Consider the following 16,849-nt stretch of genomic DNA (forward strand, 5'->3'; position numbering starts at 1 on the left):
ACCGGATGCGGTTTCGAGGTTAACAAGACCCGGTGACGGCGGTTTCATTACGCGATTGCGAGAAGTTCCCCTGAACGGGGGATTTTTCCGTCTTCGGGCTTGCAGTAGACCTGTGCATGCCGCCATTCTGGGTGGCAGTGTCGGCGCCTGTGAGGCGCCTGTGAGCGTCCGGGGGGATCGCTGTGGCTGGTCGTGGTGTGAGGCGAGCGGTGGCTCGCACGGTGCTCGGTGTCGTTGCTGTGCTGTCGATGATGCTGGTGCCGCAGGTGGCGTCGGCCGGAGTGCTGCCGGCCGGTCCGGCGGTCGGAGTGCAGGCTCTGGCGGCTCCGGCGAGCGTGCTGGTGCCGCTGGCGGCGTCGGAGAAGGATGTCGATGGCGACACGATCCCCGACGTGGTCGAGCGGGAGGTGTGCGGCACGGCGACGTGCGCGGTGGGCACCGAGGATCGGGATGCGGACGGCATCCCGGATTGGACCGAGGTGCTGTCGTGCGATTCGACGACGTGCGCGAAGGTGACGGCCGACCGTGACAAGGACGGCATCCCCGACTTCGCGGAGCGTCTGGTGTGCGGGACCGACACGTGTTCGAACTCGAAGGAGGATGCCGACGGCGACCGTATCGGCGACTGGGTCGAGTTCGTGATCTGCGGGACGCGGACGTGCGCGGACGGCAGTGAGGACTTCGACGGCAACGGCGTCTCGGATGCGGCGGAGCTTGCGGCGTGCGTGGTGCGCATCGATGATCTCGCCATCACGGGCGGGCAGATCGCCTGGGGGCTGATCATCCTCGCGGTGGTCCTCCTCGGCGGTGGTGGAGGACTGTGGTGGTGGCGTCGGCGCCGGGCTGCCGCTGAGGTGGCGGATGCCGACTCGACCGAGGCTGTTCTCTGATGTGGTTCCGTTCGCTGGCCGCCTCGACGGCGGCGGTGCTCGTGCTCGGTGTCGGCGCGGTCGCGCCCGCTCCGATGACCGCGGCCGAGTTGATGGAGGCTGCGCGTGATGAGGTGCTGCAGCGTGTCTACGCCGCTGCGGGACTGAACGCGGAGGGGGAGCCGGAGGCGACGGCCACGCCCGAGCCGGAGTCGACGCCCGCTGTTCCGGGCGGGTTGTCGTCGGTGCCGGTGGCGGGCGCGAAGACCGCAGCCGCGACGGATGCCGACCTGAGCCCCGGTGAGCAGGCGACGGTGTCGTCCGATGCGCTGGGCGTGGAGGCGGTGTTCTCCGGGCATGAGGTGACGGCGCCGGTGACGCTGAGTCTCACGGAGGCGCCGGCGGAGGCGCAGGCGCGCCGGTCGGCCGTGGTGGACACCTCCGGGGTCGTGGTGAGCGACCCGGTGGAGATCATCGCCCGCAACGGCGACGGCGACAAGGTCACGTCGTTCCCCGCGGAACTCATCGACGTCCCCGACGAGGACCCCGAGCACGGCCCGGTGGTCAAGGACGTCATCCCGGGCATCAGCCTCTCGTTCGATGTCGACATGGACCGGGTGAAGGATGCCGGTGTGGCGACGTCGACGCTGCGGATCTACACGCGGTCGACGCCGGATGAGGAGTGGACGGAGCTGCCGTCGTACTTCGACGCGAAGACGAAGACGGTCAAGGGCGAGTCGGATCACCTGTCGCAGTTCGTCGTCATCGGCACCCCGTTCCCCGTTCCCCCTGGCCCGGTGGTCGTTCTCGACCCGGACAACGACGAGGGCATCGTCACGACTCCGTCGCCGGCGACGGAGTTCCCGTACAACTGGAATCTCGTGCAGGGGCTGAGCGCGTACCTGGCCCTCCAGTGCAACGCGCAGGTCGTCGTCACCCGCCCGGCAGGGGTTCCGTTCGTGTCCCGCGCGACTCGTGCGGGGGTCGCCGCGGCGGCGAACCCGGTCGCGACGGTGGGGTTCGGTTTCGCGACGAACCAGGGGCACGCGTGGGGGACGGTGTCGGAAGGCGGCACGATGGGCTTCTCCCGAGGAGGGGCTGCGGACAATGCGCTGCGGGATTCGTTCCTGACGCACATGCCGACGTACACAGGTCGGCCGGCGAATGCGGAGCCGTCGAACGCGAACTTCCCGTTCTCTCAGTACGCGGGTCTTCCCGGGGCGTACGCGCACATCGAGACGTTGTTCCTGGACGGCAACTTCGACCGCCCGGTCATCGACAACGGGTTCCCGTCCATCGTCGACGGGGCGTTCCGGAGCCTGGGCGGGTATCTGGAGGGTGCGGGGTTCGACTGCACCGACCCGGTGGTGGGCGGCTGGCCGTCGCCGCCGTCGCAGGCGGAGCTCGCCCGGTGGCGGCAGCTCGGCTACCAGAACTACCAGACCTACGGGGCTGACCCGGTGTCGTTCTCGACGGGCAACCTCGTCGAGTCCTTCCCGCTCTTCGACCTCACGGGCCCCGGCGAGAGCAGCATCGGCGCATCGCTGGTCTACAACTCGCAGGACGGGCGGCTGTCGCGCGTCGGGGCGGGGTGGACGTTCGGGCTGGGAGCTCGGGCGCAGCGCTTCGACGACGACTCGGTCATGGTCGTGCGCGGTGACGGGGCGTCGTTCGTGTTCGCTCCCGACGGGAACGGGGGATACGAGGGCGAGGATGGCCTGGGGCTGACGCTGACCGAGGCCGGCGCCGGGCAGCTGCGGCTGGACAGCGACACGGGTGAGACGTGGGTGTTCGACGCGGCGGATGTCTGGGGCATCGGCGAGCTCGTCCGCCATGTCGACCGGCAGGGCAATGCGACGACGCTGACTTATGGTCCGGCGGACCGGAACGTCCACCAGTTCACCCCGCTGACCTCCATCACGGATGCCGCGGGGCAGACCGTCTCCGCCAGCAGCGACGGCGTCGGACGTGTGACAGGGTTCACGCTCCCGGACGGTCGCACGTGGGGGCTGGCGTACAACGCGGCGGGCGACCTGACGTCTCTCTCGTACCCGGATGGGACGACCCGGTCGTTCACGTACGACGCGGCGCATCGGATGCTGACCGCTGTCGACCCGAACGGCGTCACGTACCTCGTCAACGAGTACGACGACGCGGGTCGTGTGACGAAGCAACTGGATGCGGAGAGCAACGTCCGCACGTTCGAGTACGGCGACGGGGAGACCACGTACACCGACAACGAGGGCCAGGACACGGTCTTCGCGTTCGACGACAAGTCCCGCATCACCGGCATCACGAACGCCGCGGGTGAGACGGCGAAGTGGACGTTCACGTCCACGGGCGAAGTGAAGTCCCACACCGATGAGGCCGGCCGCACCTGGAGCTACACGTACGACGGCGACGGGAACCTCCTCACGGAGACCGATCCGACCGGCGCGATCGTGGAGTACACGTACACCGCCGAGGGCGATGTCGCGACGGTCACCGACCTCGACGGCGACCGCACGGAGACGACCGTGTACGACGCGCGGGGTCTGGTGACCGAGGTGCAGCAGGCCGATGGCACGACCGTGCGGTTCGAGTACGACGCGGCGGGTGACCTGACCCGCAGCATCCTGCCCTCAGGGTCTGCGACCACGTACGTGTACGACGCCCGGGGCAACCTCGTCACGTCCACGGACCCGCTCGGCCGCGTCACGACGTTCGCCTACGACGCGGGCAACAGGCTCACGTCGGTGACCGACCCGGCGGGCGGCGTCACCTCGTTCGCGTGGGATGCTGCTGACCGCCTCACCGCGTCGACGGATGCCGAGGGCGGGGTCACGGCGTACGCGTATGACGCGAACGGACAGCTCACGTCTGCGACCGACCCGACCGGTGCGGTCACCGCGTATGCGTGGGACTCGACGGCACGTCTGGTGACGGTCACCGACCCTGAGGGTGGGGAGTCGTCGTTCTCCTACGATGCGGAAGACAACCTCACCGGGACGGTCGACCCGGAGGGCGGGACGACGAAGTTCCTTCTCGACGATACGTACCGCACGGTCGGGGTCGTCGACCCCAACGGCGGGGAGTGGAAGAGGACCTACGATCCGACCGGCATCCTGACCGGCTCGACCGACCCGCTCGGCGCCTCCACGACGTTCGCGGTGGACGATGCCGGCCGTCCCACGACGACGACCGATGCGACCGGCGCCTCCTCGAAGGTGGCGTACGACAGTGCGGGCCGAGTGGCGTCGGAGACCGACGCCGCGGGTGGGAAGACGACCTACACGTACGACCTGATGGACCGGGTCACGAAGGTCACCGACCCGGCCGGCTTCGAGACCACGTACCTGTACGACGTGGACGGGTTCCTCATCGGGATGGTGGACCGCAACGGCAACCCGACGCTGTACGAAGTGGATGCCGCGGGGCAGGTGCTGACCGAGACGGATGCGACCGGGGCGGTCACGAGCTTCGAGTACGACCCCGCCGGGCGCATCGTCTCCATCACCGATCCCGACGGACGAGTCACGGGCATCGAGTACGACCGCAACGGCCAGGAGACCGCGATCGTCGCTCCGGGTGGGGCGCGCACGGAGTACGCCTATGACGCGGCGGGGCGGATGCTGTCGATGACCGACCCGATGGGCGCCACCACGACGTATGCGTATGACAGGGCGTCGCGTGTCGTGTCGGCGACCGACGCGCTCGGCGCGGTGTCGTCGTTCGCGTACGACAGGGCGGGGCGGCAGACGTCCGTCACAGATCCGCGGGAGGAGACCACGCGTTTCGGGTACGACTCTGCCGGTCAACTCACGAGCGTGATCGAGGGGTACGCGTCCGGGGAGCCCGTGTCGGCGGACACGAACGTGAAGACCGCGTACGCGTACACGCCGACCGGGCTATTGGAGAGCATCACGAATCCGCTGGATGCGGTGACGTCGTTCGCGTATGACGCGGCGGGTCGTCCGACGTCGGAGACGGGTCCGACCGGTATCACCACGACGACCGCGTATGACGCGGCGGGGCGGGTGGCTCGGGTCACGAATCCTGCGGGTCTTGTCGCGGCGTACGCGTATGACGCGCGCAGTGACGTTGCGACCCTGTCGCGGGCGGATGGGGAGGTGTCGTTCGAGTACGACGGGGAGCAGCAGCCCATCGTGATGGACGACCCGACCGGCACCACCGGGTGGGTGTACGACGAGGTCGGCCGGCTGGTGGAGCAGACGGACACGCACGGCCAGACCCTGACCTCGACGTATACGGCGGCGGGGTTGCGGGAGTCGTTGACGTATCCGGATGGGGCGACGACGGCGTACACGTTCGATGCGGCGGGGAACCCGGTGACTCAGTCGACCCCGGATGGGGACCTGGGGTACACGTGGGATGCCGCGAATCGGTTGACCGGTGTGACGCGCCCGAATCAGGTGACGACGTCTGTCGCGTATGACGTGACGGGTCGGGTCACGCAGGTGCGGCACGAGACCCCGCAGCCCGCGACGGTGGCCCCGCCGGCGGTGGCGCCGGTGGTGCCGTTGCAGATGACGGCTGAGCAGTGCGCGGCATCCGATTACTACAAGGATCGGGATATCCCCGCGGCGGGTGGGCAGAAGCCGTGTGTGAAGACGTGGGATTATCTGAACCGTCGTACGCTCCCGGAGCCGGTGTCTCCGGTTCCGGCGGGTGCGTCGTTGCAGTACGACTACGAGTACGACCCGGCGGGGAACGTCACCGACACGGTCCGCACCATCGACGGCCCCGAGCTGGCCGAGCCGGAGACGCCGGTGACTCCGGAGGTTCCGGCGGGTGAGGTGCCTGCCGTGGAGGCTCCGGTGGTTCCGACGCCTGCTGCTGTGGTGCCGGAGGTTCTCGAGCATGCGTACACGTATGACCGGGTCGGGAGGCTGTCGTCGTCGACGGCGTCGGATGGGGAGGTCAACGAGTACGGGTATGACCCGGCCGGCAACCGCACCCGTGTGACCACCTCCGGCACTCCCGCGGGGGAGTCGGAGCTGGTGGCGCAGTTCAACGCGGCGGGGCAGCTCACCGGCACCACCACGACCGGTGCTGGTGCAGGGTCTGCGTCGTATGCGTTCGACGGGGCGGGGAACCGGTCGTCGCAGACCGTGAACGGCCAGTCGACCTCGTTCTCCCACGACCCCGCCGGACGCCTCCTCGGCACCCAGGCGGATGGGCGGTCGACGTCGTACGCGTATGACGGTCTCGACCGGCGTGTGACGACGGCAGAGCAAACCGAGTTCGGGACGAACACGACCGGCACGGTCTGGGACGGGTTCGACCCCGCCGCGACGTCTAGTGACCTGCACGGGGCCACCGACTTGTTCCGTGACCCGTATGGTGCGGTCGCGTTCCAGGACGGCCCGTACGGGAACGAGTGGGTTCTCGGTGACCAGCGCAACGCGACCGCGACCGCGGGAGCGGACGGCGCCATCACAGACCTCGTCGACTACGCCGACTTCGGCGGTGCGGACTACGAATCCACAGGATGGTCCAGCTTGGTCGGCAACGACCAGCAACCCGGTGACCCCACCCTCGGACTCGACAACTACTACGCCCGCGACTACGACACCACCACAGGCACGTGGGTCCAACCCGACGAATGGCGGGGCCTGCTTCAGCGGCCTCAGTCCTTGAATCGGTACGCGTACATCGAGAACACCCCCGTCGCCTTCAGTGACCACCTCGGGTACGTCATCAAAGCCATGGCGATGTCGGACGGAGGCAGATCCGTCACGGCCAAGGTCGTCGGCAAGGCGCTGGCGAAGACCGTGATCGCGAGGACCGGAACCACGTTGAACCAGGACACCGCGAGAAACGCGGGTTCCAAGTTCATGAAGTCGCTACCGAAGCAAGGCGTGAAGTCGCCGTTGACGCGATCTCGATCGCTGCTTTCCGCCGTACATCGGACGGGCATTGCCGACAAATGCTCAGAGTTTGAACCGATCTGTAAGCGCCCGGGTGGGCGCGAAAGCGTCTACTGCTCTGACAACATTCTCGGGACGATTGCGCCGGCGACCTGCACGATGGACTACCGGCTGTCAACGCTGATGTCGAAGGCCGTCGACATCCTTATCCTGGCGATTCCGGTCGGAGGGCCTGCTGTTCGAGCAATCAAATTTCTTATCGAAAAACTAATTGCAAGGCTTGTTGCGAAGAAGGTCACCCAGACCGTAGGACAACTAATTGTATTTGCAACAAAGTCAGAAGCTCGAGCAGGTATCGAGGGTGCCGCCGCGGCCGCTGTAAACAAATTCTTTAGAGGTGCAACAAGCAAGAGTACAAACTTTTCGGCTCAGGAGCTCGCTGGAGGTGGCTATCAACTGAAGTTCTTTTCGCCTGCCAACAACGCGGGCTATGGTAAATGGTATATACAAGAAGTTGACGCGCTTGGTAATGTCTTGCGATGGTACAAGGACACTGTTGGGCCCAAGGGCCTGATTGAGAGGAAGTGGTTGGCGGGTGGGCCCTAGTCAGGAATACAACCTTGAGGAATCGATGAGACGTCTCGCGGAGGGGGAGCTCAGTGAACTGTCGGCGCTTGACAGCGCCGGTGCCGAGGAAATTAAGGCGTGGGCTGACACACTTGCTCAACCGCTCACAGTTGGCCGCACTGCGGTCTCACGCGTGCTCCGACTGATGCTTGCGGGTGACGTCAGTCCGGAGGCGGTTCAGTCGTGGGCGTCAATGATGCGCTGGGGAGCAATGCGTCGCCCTTCGGGTCTTATCGCGGTGGAAGTCGACTATGAACGTTCTTTTGAGGACAAGATCATTGATGTCCTCGCGAGACTTGACGAAATAGGTGACCTCGTTGACGGAGAAATCAGTGCCGATGAAGGAAAAGACATGTTGAGGCTGATGAGCGAGTAGACTTTAGCATTCTCTGAGGAGCTACCCGTCGGAGGCGCTGTCGAGATTGAAAGGCGACTGCGGAAGAATGCGCAGACAAGGTTCAAATGTTCCTCCCTCACCTATCCGGATGCGGCGACGAGGCGGGGAACCCGGTGACTCAGACCACACCCGAGGGGGATCTCGGGTACACGTGGGATGCCGCGAATCGGTTGACGGGTGTGACGCGCCCGAATCAGGTGACGACGTCTGTCGCGTATGACCTTCGAGGGGCTTGTGGTGTGTGGGCGAATGCCGGGGGCGGAGGCAACGGGATCAGGGGACAAGGCTGGGGCACCTCAACAGGTGCAGCAGTGACGATTGGCAATACAATTTACGGCGGACATGACATAGACGTCCTGCTGAGCAAGAAGCCGGACCTGCTTGCTCACGAAACCAATCACACCTGGCAATGGGCGCGAGGCGGAGGCAATTTGGGTTTTCTCGTGCCATGGCTTATTGGTGGAGGAGCTAATGCATGTAATGCGCTGGAACAAGAAGCGGGAGTTAAGGGGGCAAGCTATGCCGAACATGTTGATGATTGTCGCTAGCAGATCGGTTCCGTATAGGTCTTTTGCGCTCTCGTTAAGTCTTGTCGCTATCGCCGTCCTGCTCACAGGATGCGATCGCGCAAGAGAGGCGGAGTTTTCAGTTCTGAAAGACGGAGAGGACATTCGCATCGTTGCATGCGAGAACGTCTCGATGACAGGCTTGGCGTTGGGCGCCAGCTCCGGAGATGGGTCGACTAGTCGGACTGCATGGGAAATTGATGGTGATCTACAGATCACCGCCGGACAGAAATTTGAGGTCTTCCGCGTGCCAGTAGGAATGACGGAAACGAAGCTCTTCCCCGAGAACCTGGAGAACTCGAAGAGCCTGGTCGTCTTTATTTATGGTGATCCGGATGGTGTGAGTACATATGATCTCGCGGATGCTAAGGAGAACTACTGGATCCGTTGGGATGGAAGCACCGGGTTGGCTCCATGTCCGTAGAAAGGAGATCTGCCTGAATGAAGAGGCGGACAGCCCTAGCGAGTTGATCAGATTATGCAAATCGAAGGCCCACTAAGTCGACGACAGCTATTTTGGCGCGTGATCTTGCTCTTTGGCGCATCGCTTGTTGTTGCTGTCGGATCCACAATTGTTAGAGAGATCATCTTTTTCGAACCTTCAAGGATCATCGCCCGAGGTGAGGTTACAATCCTGCGTCAGCTGGTGGAGTGTGGTGTGATCTTGCTTGGGGGGATCATTGCATCTCTAGTGATTCTCGTGCAGGCGAGAAAGGTTCGGCGTCTTTCTTGGCGACGTGCACTGTTTGCATCATCGATTGCAAACCTTGTTGCGGTGCCCGTAGGATTCGTTTTTCTCTCCCTCGTTTGGTGGCGATACCTGGATGCCGCCATCTGGACGCTCTTGCTGGGGCTTGGTGGGACGATCTTGCATGCTGCCGCGCTTAGATGTTTCAACCAGGCCTCCCGCCGAAGTTAGAAGGTGATCGCAATGAAGAGCGACACGCAGCGCGCGATTATGCAATTAATAGATTCGGTTCCGCAATTGAATCCGATTCTTCGTGAGAGTGAGATCGACAATGACGAGATCTTGCCGCACTTGGTGCTTTCGGATGTCATTAGATGGATGACGAACCATCGCGCAGACGAACATGAAGCGTGTGTCACTGTCATTCGCTGGATGGAAGAATCGTATGCCGCTGGCTCGGAGTCTGTTCAAGAACTCGTCGTCGTGAGCGGTGTCGAAATGATCCCAGACCCAGGGTTTCCCGGATCCGAGTTTCGTGGCTGGTTGCGCGGACCATTGCGGGCAGCCGATCCCTGGCTGCGTGATTCACGTGGATGAAAGTGTGAAGAGGCTGAGCGGACCCCCTGTGGCGGGGTGGTATCCGGCGCCGGACGGATCGGCGGCGGTTTGGTGGTGGGACGGATGGCCTGGCGACATCCTGGATGTTCGGACAAGCGAAAGGCGGAGGCGGGTGCCTCAATCCGATTGAATGGGCCGCTGGTCCTGGCGGCAACTATGAGGTGATATGCAAGTAACTGGCAAGGCAAAGATAGTAGGTATCGTGGCGGGTGCTGTACTCCTTGTAACGCTCACGGGCTGCGAGAATTCTTACCGTCATGGGCCATATGAGCTCGGGTTCGATGGTCGTAACCTTCAAGTTGTCAGTTGCGTCAACCGCGACGTGGAGACGGTATCTGTATCAGAGTTCTTCCTCGTTGATGGCGCTCGGAAATCTCGTGATGTGTGGAAAGCGGAAGGCTCCCGGCGACTATCTGTCGGCGACCTTCTCATCGTCGGGGGTGAAAACAGTGGACTTGAAAACACTCTCGTCGAATCTTCGCTTCTGGAGGCGGGGCACGAGTACTATGTGGAATTCAATCAGGATAAAGTGAATCTATCTTCGGCATGGTTTGTCGTCCCCGAGACAGGGCTTCCCAAGGGTAAATGGCTTACCTCGACCGGTGATGTGCGCGATACCGTCTGTAAAGACGTTGCTCCGAAATAGGCATACATGGTGCGCGAGGTGATTCCGCCGACAGTGCGATGGATTCGCAACCTCCCGCTGTCTGCCATCGGCGTGGTTGTAGGCGGAATCGCGACCCAGCCGACGTCGGTGGGGATCCTGCACTATCGACTAGATGGGACTATCCACATAATTCCGGGGAGGCCAACGCCATGAGTTCTTTCGAAGTCTCGTTCCGGACTGAGGTTCTACTATCGCTCCAGGACGCGATGCTTGATCTGGTACTGCCAACTCTTCGTGGCGTTGCAGTCGTTATCGCGTACCCTCGGATAGAAGTCCAATGCATATATGAGCTGGTCGGGCTTGATGAGCGATCTGCGACTGATGACATAGAGGCACTTGTTGTAGCTGATTTCGTGCCACCAGTTGAGGTCGTTTGCAGCGTCGTCAGCCTCCCTCGAGCAGAACGTAGAGTGGTGCGTCAAGGGGAGTTATGGGTATATCGCCGACATGAAGAGGAAGACGGCGGCCTGATCTAACCTCGCGGAGGACGGATTGATTGGGGTCCAACCATCTTGACGATCTTCGGTGCGATACTTGTCATCGTTGCTTCACCAATTACCGCAGCATCCGGATAGGTACAAATGTCAACGATCTTGACGAGTTCTCTTGTAGCGTGGGTCGAGGTAGGTCCACCCCTGACACGTGTCGCGGATCGCGTCGATCCAGGTTGGTACGTCGCGAAAAACGCTCGGCGTGCGGTTGCCAACTTTGATGTCATGACCCAGGAAGGGGTGACAGATCTTGGGAAGGCAATCGATGCGGTTCTCCTTCGGGGTGAGCGCATCTGGCCGCTCCTTAGAAACGAACAAGACATAGATGTCGACCTGGCGCTGTGGTTCGAAGCGTCCGGAGGAGGACAGACCGCGATGCTGAGGGGGGATTGGCTAGCACGATGCGGGAGGTCTTTCGATGTCTGGGCTGAAGTTCTCCATTGGGACGATCCCGCTGAGGATCCAACTGATCCTGGCATCGACACGGTGGTTGTGAAATGGTCGTCAGAAGGTCTCGCAAGGAATTTCATCATCCGTGAGGCGGTGGCAGCAAAGCGTCAAAGCCAGCTGGAGACTGTTCTCGCTGACGCCGCAGCGCAGAGGGCCCGTAGTATCCAAATACACCTACAGGCGGGCTCAGGAAACGCGGGGATCATTGTGCCTGCCCGAATCATCAACGGCTTGCGCGCTCTCGGAGCACAACTGGAGGTGACTGGTGAGCGGGTAGGCCGGTCCCATGAATGATCGTTTGGGGGGTCCTTCCCGGCCGCTCCTGGCGGTCTTTCTGACAGTCGCGGGAATCGCGTGTTTGTTGGTCGCAACAGTCGTCCGGGGGATCGGAAAGAATACGAAGTCAGCGTTTCCGCTCGGGGCGGAGCAGCGCCTCGTCCTTCGGGAGGAAGGGCTCGAAGTGACAGGGCAGTTGGGCACGATGACTCTCCCGTGGGATCGGTTGTCCGATCTGAAGAGGGAGAATGGTGCGGTTTTCGTCACGAACACGGCGACCAAGGTGGTGTTCATCTTCTCGGGGCGGCTCGTGACCGACGAAGCCTTCGCAGCTATCGCGGAACGAATGAGGCATGCGACTGATCGGGATGGGTGACGTCCGGCAGGACCGAGCAGGCATCGACGAGGACGTTCACCGGCCGGGGCGTGCTGCGGTCCTTGAGGATGAAGAAGGGAAGAAGTGATGCGAAGGTCGCGAATGTCGCGGGAAGGGCTGATCGCTGTTGCGCCGAAGCCTGGCTGGTATCCGGACCCGGAAGATCTCGATGGGTCGCTGCGGTGGTGGGACGGACAGGACTGGGCTGAGGCGACCGCTCCGTCTACGGCGGACGTCGCTTCTCTCCCCGGTGCGGTGGCCGTCGAAGCGGATTTCTGGTCGCGGTTGTACAGCGCTCGAGCAGACGAGTCGGCGAGGGGCAACGCCGCTGCGACCATGTCGGTCGTGATGGGGGTGGCTTCGGTCATCACCGGGCAGATTCCGCACTTCACGGCCGTGTTGTTGAGCGTGCTCACGGCAATCAGCGCGGTCGTATGGGGTCTGATCGGCGTGCGTCGAGCGGTGAAGACCGGGGTTGGACTCGCCCGCGCGCTCTCGGGCACGGTGCTCGGAGTCCTCGTGTGCGTGCTCTCCGCGATCGGCGTCGCCTACCTCGTCGGCGCGTACTCATGAGTGCGGCGTCGGTGAGATGTGGTGAGACGGTAGCAAGCCCGCAAGCACACACGGAGGGGTGTGTCGCCCCATCGGGATCGAGATCGACACGATGCCAGCTCGGCCTCTCGGGCCGTACATCAGGTCACGGATGGTGCCGGGCGCGGGGGAATCGGAACAGAGGAATTGATCAATGACCGGACAGAGGGACCCGCGGTGAAATGGTTGACGCGAGAGTGGGCGTCGGGGGAGTTGGACGACTCCGAGTGGGACGCGCGGTGGGAGCAGTACGCCTCTCATTGCGCTGAGGTGCGTTCGCGTCTCTCCAAGGATGCAGAGTTGTTGCTGGACGTGAATCTGCACGATGCGCAGCATCGGTCGTTCGAGTACAGCCCGCATGAGACCCTCACGGTTCGCGCGCTCATGGGTGATCTCATCGTCGGATACGAGTTCGCCGAGCTCACGTACATGGACGCCGAGCTTCGGGTGAGCGAGGTCGGGAGCGTTCGAGCTCTTCGACTTCTGCACGACCGGACGGAGATTCTTTACACGGAAGTCGATGCGGAAGCCGACGGCCGATTCGTGCATCGTGTTCTGCTCTGGCCTCGTGGCGAGTACGAGGTCGCCTTCACAGCCGTGAAGGTGCATCGCGAACCCGCGAGCCCGGGCGACCGGAGATAGGAAAGCCCATGCGCATCCGCCAGTACGTGTACTTCGCTCTGGACAGTGAGACTGTGCCCGCAGCAGACATCAGCGGTGTGCTCGCGAGCGAACCCGGCCGGTTCACCGTGCGGGCGAGCAGACGATCAGAGCCGCCGATTCCGATCCAGCATTCGTGGCAGGTGCGCTGCGACGAGCCGGGCCTTACGATCGACGAGCAGATCGAACGTGTTCTCGGACGCGTCCGCCCGCTGGTCGAACCGATAGTCGCTCTCATCGAGACGACCGACGTCACCGCCAGGCTACAGATCGTTCGCGACTTCAACGCGAGAAACGGAGAGGACGAAGTCCTCGACGAGATCGTGACCCCGGACGGAGAGATCCTCACCAAGCTGCCCGGCCAGCATCAGTTGCTCGGATGGGGGTTGGAGCCTGCCGACCTTGCGTTCCTGGTCCGCATCGGGGCGAGCCTCGATTGCGATGAGTACGGAAGCTGATCGGAGTGGCGACATGAACTCGAGAGGAACGGACGTGGAAGTCACCCTGCAAGCGACGGGGCTGAGATGGCTCGCTGGAGATGCAGATGCGGGGGAGGACCAGTGCGCGCACGGTCTGGTTCGACTGGACGTGGGGGACCTCGTGCTGGTCGGACCGGAGGACGAGGAAGTCACGGTCTCGGCTGCCGGTCTGTTCCTGCTGCGGACGCTGGACGCAGATCACCTGCCGGGTGATTTGCTCACGGGTGGGAACCAGCTCTTCCCCTGTTGTGGGCATCTCGTCATCGATGATGGAAGCGGCGGATGCTTCATCAGCGGCTGCCCGATGGGCGTCGACATGTCGGTGGTCACGGAGGGGGAGTCTGTCACGCTCCGGCGGGACACGACGATCGCGACCACGACGCGTGCGCAGTGGAGGGAAGCTGTTCTCGGTTTCGCCCGCCAGATCGATGCGTTCTACTCCCGTTCCGTGCCTCGGGCGCTGCCCGACGACGAGTCCGATGCCGCAGGATGGCGCCGGTTCTGGAAGGAGTGGCGTTCTCGCGTGGATGCCGCGGGCGGCTGATCACGCCGGAGTCCTTCCGGGCGACCGCACCCGGCGAAGGGAGGCCCGCGCTCGGCGGGGTCAGCTCGACTTCTTCGCCGTGCGGATCGGCGTGGTCGCCGCCGCCTCGTCGCTGAACTCCACCGGGTCGACCTCGTCGATCACGCTCAGCGGACGCGTCTCGTCGAGTGTCATCAGGAACCGCCGGTTCTCGTCGCGGTGCAGACGCCCGCTCGTGAGCACCCAGGTCACCCCGATCGCGCACGCGACGAGTCCGGCCACACCGCCGAGCATGATCGCGGTGCGCGGCCCGAACGTGTCGGCCACCCATCCGGCGATCGGCGCGCCGATCGGAGTCGCCCCCATGATGACCGCCATGTACAGCGCGAGCACACGTCCGCGCAGCGCCGGATCGGTGGTGGTCTGCACGTAGCCGTTCGCGGTGGTGAGCAGGGTCACGATCGTGAATCCGGTGAACATGAGCGTCACGGCGTACGCCGCATACGTCGGCATCGCCGCGGAGACGAACGCGAACACGCCGAACCCGCCGGCGGCGAAGATCACCACCCGCACCCTGGCGCGGTCACGGCGTGCGGCCAGCAGCGCACCGGTGAGCGAACCGATCGCGAGGATCGAGCTCAGGATGCCGTAGCCGTCGGCGCCCGCGCCGAACTCGATCGCCATGGTCGACGCGAAGATCGGGAAGTTCATGCCGAAGGCGCCGATGAGGAACACCGTCACGAACACGACGCGCAGATCGCTGCGCCCCCACACGTAGCGGAAGCCCGCGGCGAGGCCACCGCGGTTGCGGTGTTTGGGGCGCGGCGCGAGCTGACTCCTGCGCATGAGCATCAGCGCGACGATCATCGCAAGGAACGTGGCGGCGTTCACGATGAACACCCACCCGGAGCCGATCGCGACGATGAGCAGACCCCCAACGGCGGGGCCGATCATGCGCGCCAGGTTGAACGACGCCGAGTTGAGCGCGACGGCGTTGGAGGTCTCGCTCGCCGACACCATGTCGGACACGAAGGTCTGCCTGGCCGGGGCGTCGAACGCGTTCACGACACCGAACCCCGCCGCGAAGCAGAACATCATCGGCAGCGTCATCACGCCGAGCAGCAGCAGCGTTCCCACCGCGACCGCCAGGGCGAGCAGGGCGGTCTGGGTGGTGAGCAGGATGCGTCGGCGGTCGAAGCGGTCGGCGACCCAGCCGGTGAGGCTCACCAGCACCAGGGGCGGTCCGAACTGCAGCGCCATCGTGGCGCCCATCGCCGCGGCGTCATTGTTCGTCAGCTCGGTGAGCACGACCCAGTCCTGGGCGGTGGCCTGCATCCATCCGCCGACGTTCGAGACGAGAGCCCCGCCGAACCAGATGCGGTAGTTGACGTTGGAGAAGGAACGGAACATCGCGCTCATCGCTCGGCCACCCTCCGCATCAGGACGCTGGCGTCGTGCAGGATCTTCAGCTCGTCCTCCGTGAACTCGAGCTCGCGCATGGCGTCGAACAGCAGCTCGTCTCGGCGCTGGATCGTCTCGGCGACGATCTCGACCCCGGCATCCGTGATGTCGACCTGCACGCGTCTGCGGTCCTCGTCGTCGGGGGTGCGGGTCACGAACCCCTGTTCTTCGAGGCCGTTGATCATGCTCGTCATCGACGGGGCGGTCACGCGCTCGCGCTCGGCGAGAGACGTGATCGTGCGCCGGCCGTACATGCGCAGGGTGGACAGGACGGCGAGCTGCGCATCGCTCATGGCATCGATCGCGCGAGCGCACCGCAGGCGCCTCGCCAACCGGAACGTGGCCATGCGCAGTTCTGTCGCCGTGAGGTGGAGGGATTCATCAGACGCAGACATTACTTAGACAGTCTAAGTAATTCTTCGGCCGGAGGGAAGCGCGGATGCCGGCTCGGCGCGCGAGAATGGACGGATGCCGCAGAACCTCGCCCTCGAGATCGCCGTACAGGACCCCGCCGGAGTGCGCGTCGCCGGAGCCGTCGGCGCCGCCCGCGTCGAGCTCGCCCAGGCCCTCGCCCTCGGCGGACTCACGCCGTCACCCGCCACCCTGGAGCTCTCGATCGAGGCCGCCCGAGAGGCGGGGCCCGAGGTGCACGTCCTGATCCGCCCCCGCGCCGGCGGCTTCCACTACGACGCCGACGAGCTCGCCGTCTCCGAGCGCGACGTCCGCCGTGCCGTCGACGCGGGGGCGCACGGCGTCGTGATCGGCGCCCTCGGCGCATCCGGCGTCCTCGACCTCGACGCGATGGCGCGGCTGCGCGACGCCGCGGGCGGAGCTTCCGTCACCCTGCACCGCGCCATCGACGTGACACCCGACCCGCTCGCGACCCTCCGCGCCGCCCGTGAACTCGGGCTGCGCCGGGTGCTCACCTCCGGCGGCGCCTCGGCGGCCGTCGACGGCATCGACACCCTGCGCGCCCTCGTCGCCGAGGCTGAGGGGGCGATTGAGATCATGGCCGGAAGCGGGGTGACCGCGGCATCCGCCAGAGCGCTCGCCGCCACCGGAGTCGACGCCCTGCACTTCTCCGCCAAGCGCAGCGTCGTCGAAGACGGCGGCGTGCGCATGGGATCGGCGGCCGACGGCGTAGGCGGCTACGAGGTGACCGACCTCGCCACCGCGCGCGCCCTCGTCGCCGCTCTCGCCTGAGCCATCGCCCTCGCGGCCCCCGCACCCCGTGGGTAGG

Annotated in this window: 15 protein-coding genes; 13 read left to right on the forward strand and 2 right to left on the reverse strand. The window is 64.5% G+C overall.

The genetic code is table 11. The features are described 5' to 3' along the window. Positions 1 to 209 precede the first annotated feature (209 nt). The 12 genes from CQ047_RS10905 (at position 210) to CQ047_RS10950 (ending at position 14,169) form a co-directional block, all read left to right on the forward strand. The gene (locus tag CQ047_RS10905; RefSeq protein WP_105675120.1) at positions 210 to 890 is read left to right on the forward strand and encodes an LPXTG cell wall anchor domain-containing protein; all 681 of its coding nucleotides are present in this window, start codon (positions 210 to 212) and stop codon (positions 888 to 890) included. Next, entirely contained in the window at positions 890 to 7,345 is a 6,456-nt protein-coding gene (locus tag CQ047_RS10910) for a DUF6531 domain-containing protein (RefSeq protein WP_105675122.1), read from the forward strand. The genes CQ047_RS10905 and CQ047_RS10910 overlap by 1 nt, the downstream gene beginning before the upstream one ends. Before the next feature lie 25 nt (positions 7,346 to 7,370). After that, positions 7,371 to 7,742, forward strand: coding sequence for a hypothetical protein (locus CQ047_RS10915; protein WP_146114321.1), 372 nt, complete (start codon positions 7,371 to 7,373; stop codon positions 7,740 to 7,742). A gap of 86 nt (positions 7,743 to 7,828) precedes the next feature. Further along, a complete protein-coding gene (locus CQ047_RS19235; RefSeq protein WP_105675126.1) occupies positions 7,829 to 8,311 on the forward strand; it encodes an RHS repeat domain-containing protein in 483 nt (160 codons plus the stop codon). Continuing rightward, entirely contained in the window at positions 8,283 to 8,753 is a 471-nt protein-coding gene (locus CQ047_RS18690) for a hypothetical protein (RefSeq protein ID WP_146114322.1), read from the forward strand. Before CQ047_RS19235 ends, CQ047_RS18690 begins: the two co-directional genes overlap by 29 nt. A gap of 507 nt (positions 8,754 to 9,260) precedes the next feature. After that, positions 9,261 to 9,614: a hypothetical protein gene (locus tag CQ047_RS18695; protein ID WP_146114323.1), complete on the forward strand. Its 354-nt coding sequence runs from the start codon at positions 9,261 to 9,263 to the stop codon at positions 9,612 to 9,614. Positions 9,615 to 9,801: 187 nt separating this feature from the next. Next, positions 9,802 to 10,281, forward strand: a complete 480-nt coding sequence (locus CQ047_RS18700; protein WP_146114324.1) for a hypothetical protein — start codon at positions 9,802 to 9,804, stop codon at positions 10,279 to 10,281. Positions 10,282 to 11,018: 737 nt separating this feature from the next. Next, a complete protein-coding gene (locus CQ047_RS18705) occupies positions 11,019 to 11,537 on the forward strand; it encodes a hypothetical protein (RefSeq protein ID WP_146114325.1) in 519 nt (172 codons plus the stop codon). A 445-nt stretch (positions 11,538 to 11,982) separates the two neighbouring features. After that, positions 11,983 to 12,468 (forward strand): DUF2510 domain-containing protein, encoded by a 486-nt coding sequence (locus CQ047_RS10935; protein WP_105675132.1) that lies wholly within the window; start codon positions 11,983 to 11,985, stop codon positions 12,466 to 12,468. 321 nt (positions 12,469 to 12,789) lie between these two features. Further along, positions 12,790 to 13,128, forward strand: a complete 339-nt coding sequence (locus tag CQ047_RS10940; RefSeq protein WP_146114326.1) for a hypothetical protein — start codon at positions 12,790 to 12,792, stop codon at positions 13,126 to 13,128. Between the two features lie 8 nt (positions 13,129 to 13,136). Then, a complete protein-coding gene (locus CQ047_RS10945) occupies positions 13,137 to 13,604 on the forward strand; it encodes a DUF4279 domain-containing protein (RefSeq protein WP_105675136.1) in 468 nt (155 codons plus the stop codon). A 34-nt stretch (positions 13,605 to 13,638) separates the two neighbouring features. Continuing rightward, positions 13,639 to 14,169: a hypothetical protein gene (locus CQ047_RS10950; protein WP_258132595.1), complete on the forward strand. Its 531-nt coding sequence runs from the start codon at positions 13,639 to 13,641 to the stop codon at positions 14,167 to 14,169. Positions 14,170 to 14,229: 60 nt separating this feature from the next. Here the strand turns inward: CQ047_RS10950 and CQ047_RS10955 are convergent, their stop codons facing one another. After that, the gene (locus CQ047_RS10955) at positions 14,230 to 15,558 is read right to left on the reverse strand and encodes an MFS transporter (RefSeq protein WP_105675213.1); all 1,329 of its coding nucleotides are present in this window, start codon (positions 15,556 to 15,558) and stop codon (positions 14,230 to 14,232) included. 5 nt (positions 15,559 to 15,563) lie between these two features. Beyond that, positions 15,564 to 16,004 (reverse strand): MarR family winged helix-turn-helix transcriptional regulator, encoded by a 441-nt coding sequence (locus CQ047_RS10960; RefSeq protein ID WP_105675140.1) that lies wholly within the window; start codon positions 16,002 to 16,004, stop codon positions 15,564 to 15,566. A gap of 73 nt (positions 16,005 to 16,077) precedes the next feature. On the opposite strand from CQ047_RS10960, the gene CQ047_RS10965 reads away from it, so the two are divergent. Then, a complete protein-coding gene (locus CQ047_RS10965; protein ID WP_105675142.1) occupies positions 16,078 to 16,812 on the forward strand; it encodes a copper homeostasis protein CutC in 735 nt (244 codons plus the stop codon). The last annotated feature ends 37 nt before the right edge of the window (positions 16,813 to 16,849 follow it).

This window comes from Microbacterium sp. MYb72, from assembly GCF_002979415.1.
Lineage (GTDB): Bacteria > Actinomycetota > Actinomycetes > Actinomycetales > Microbacteriaceae > Microbacterium > Microbacterium natoriense.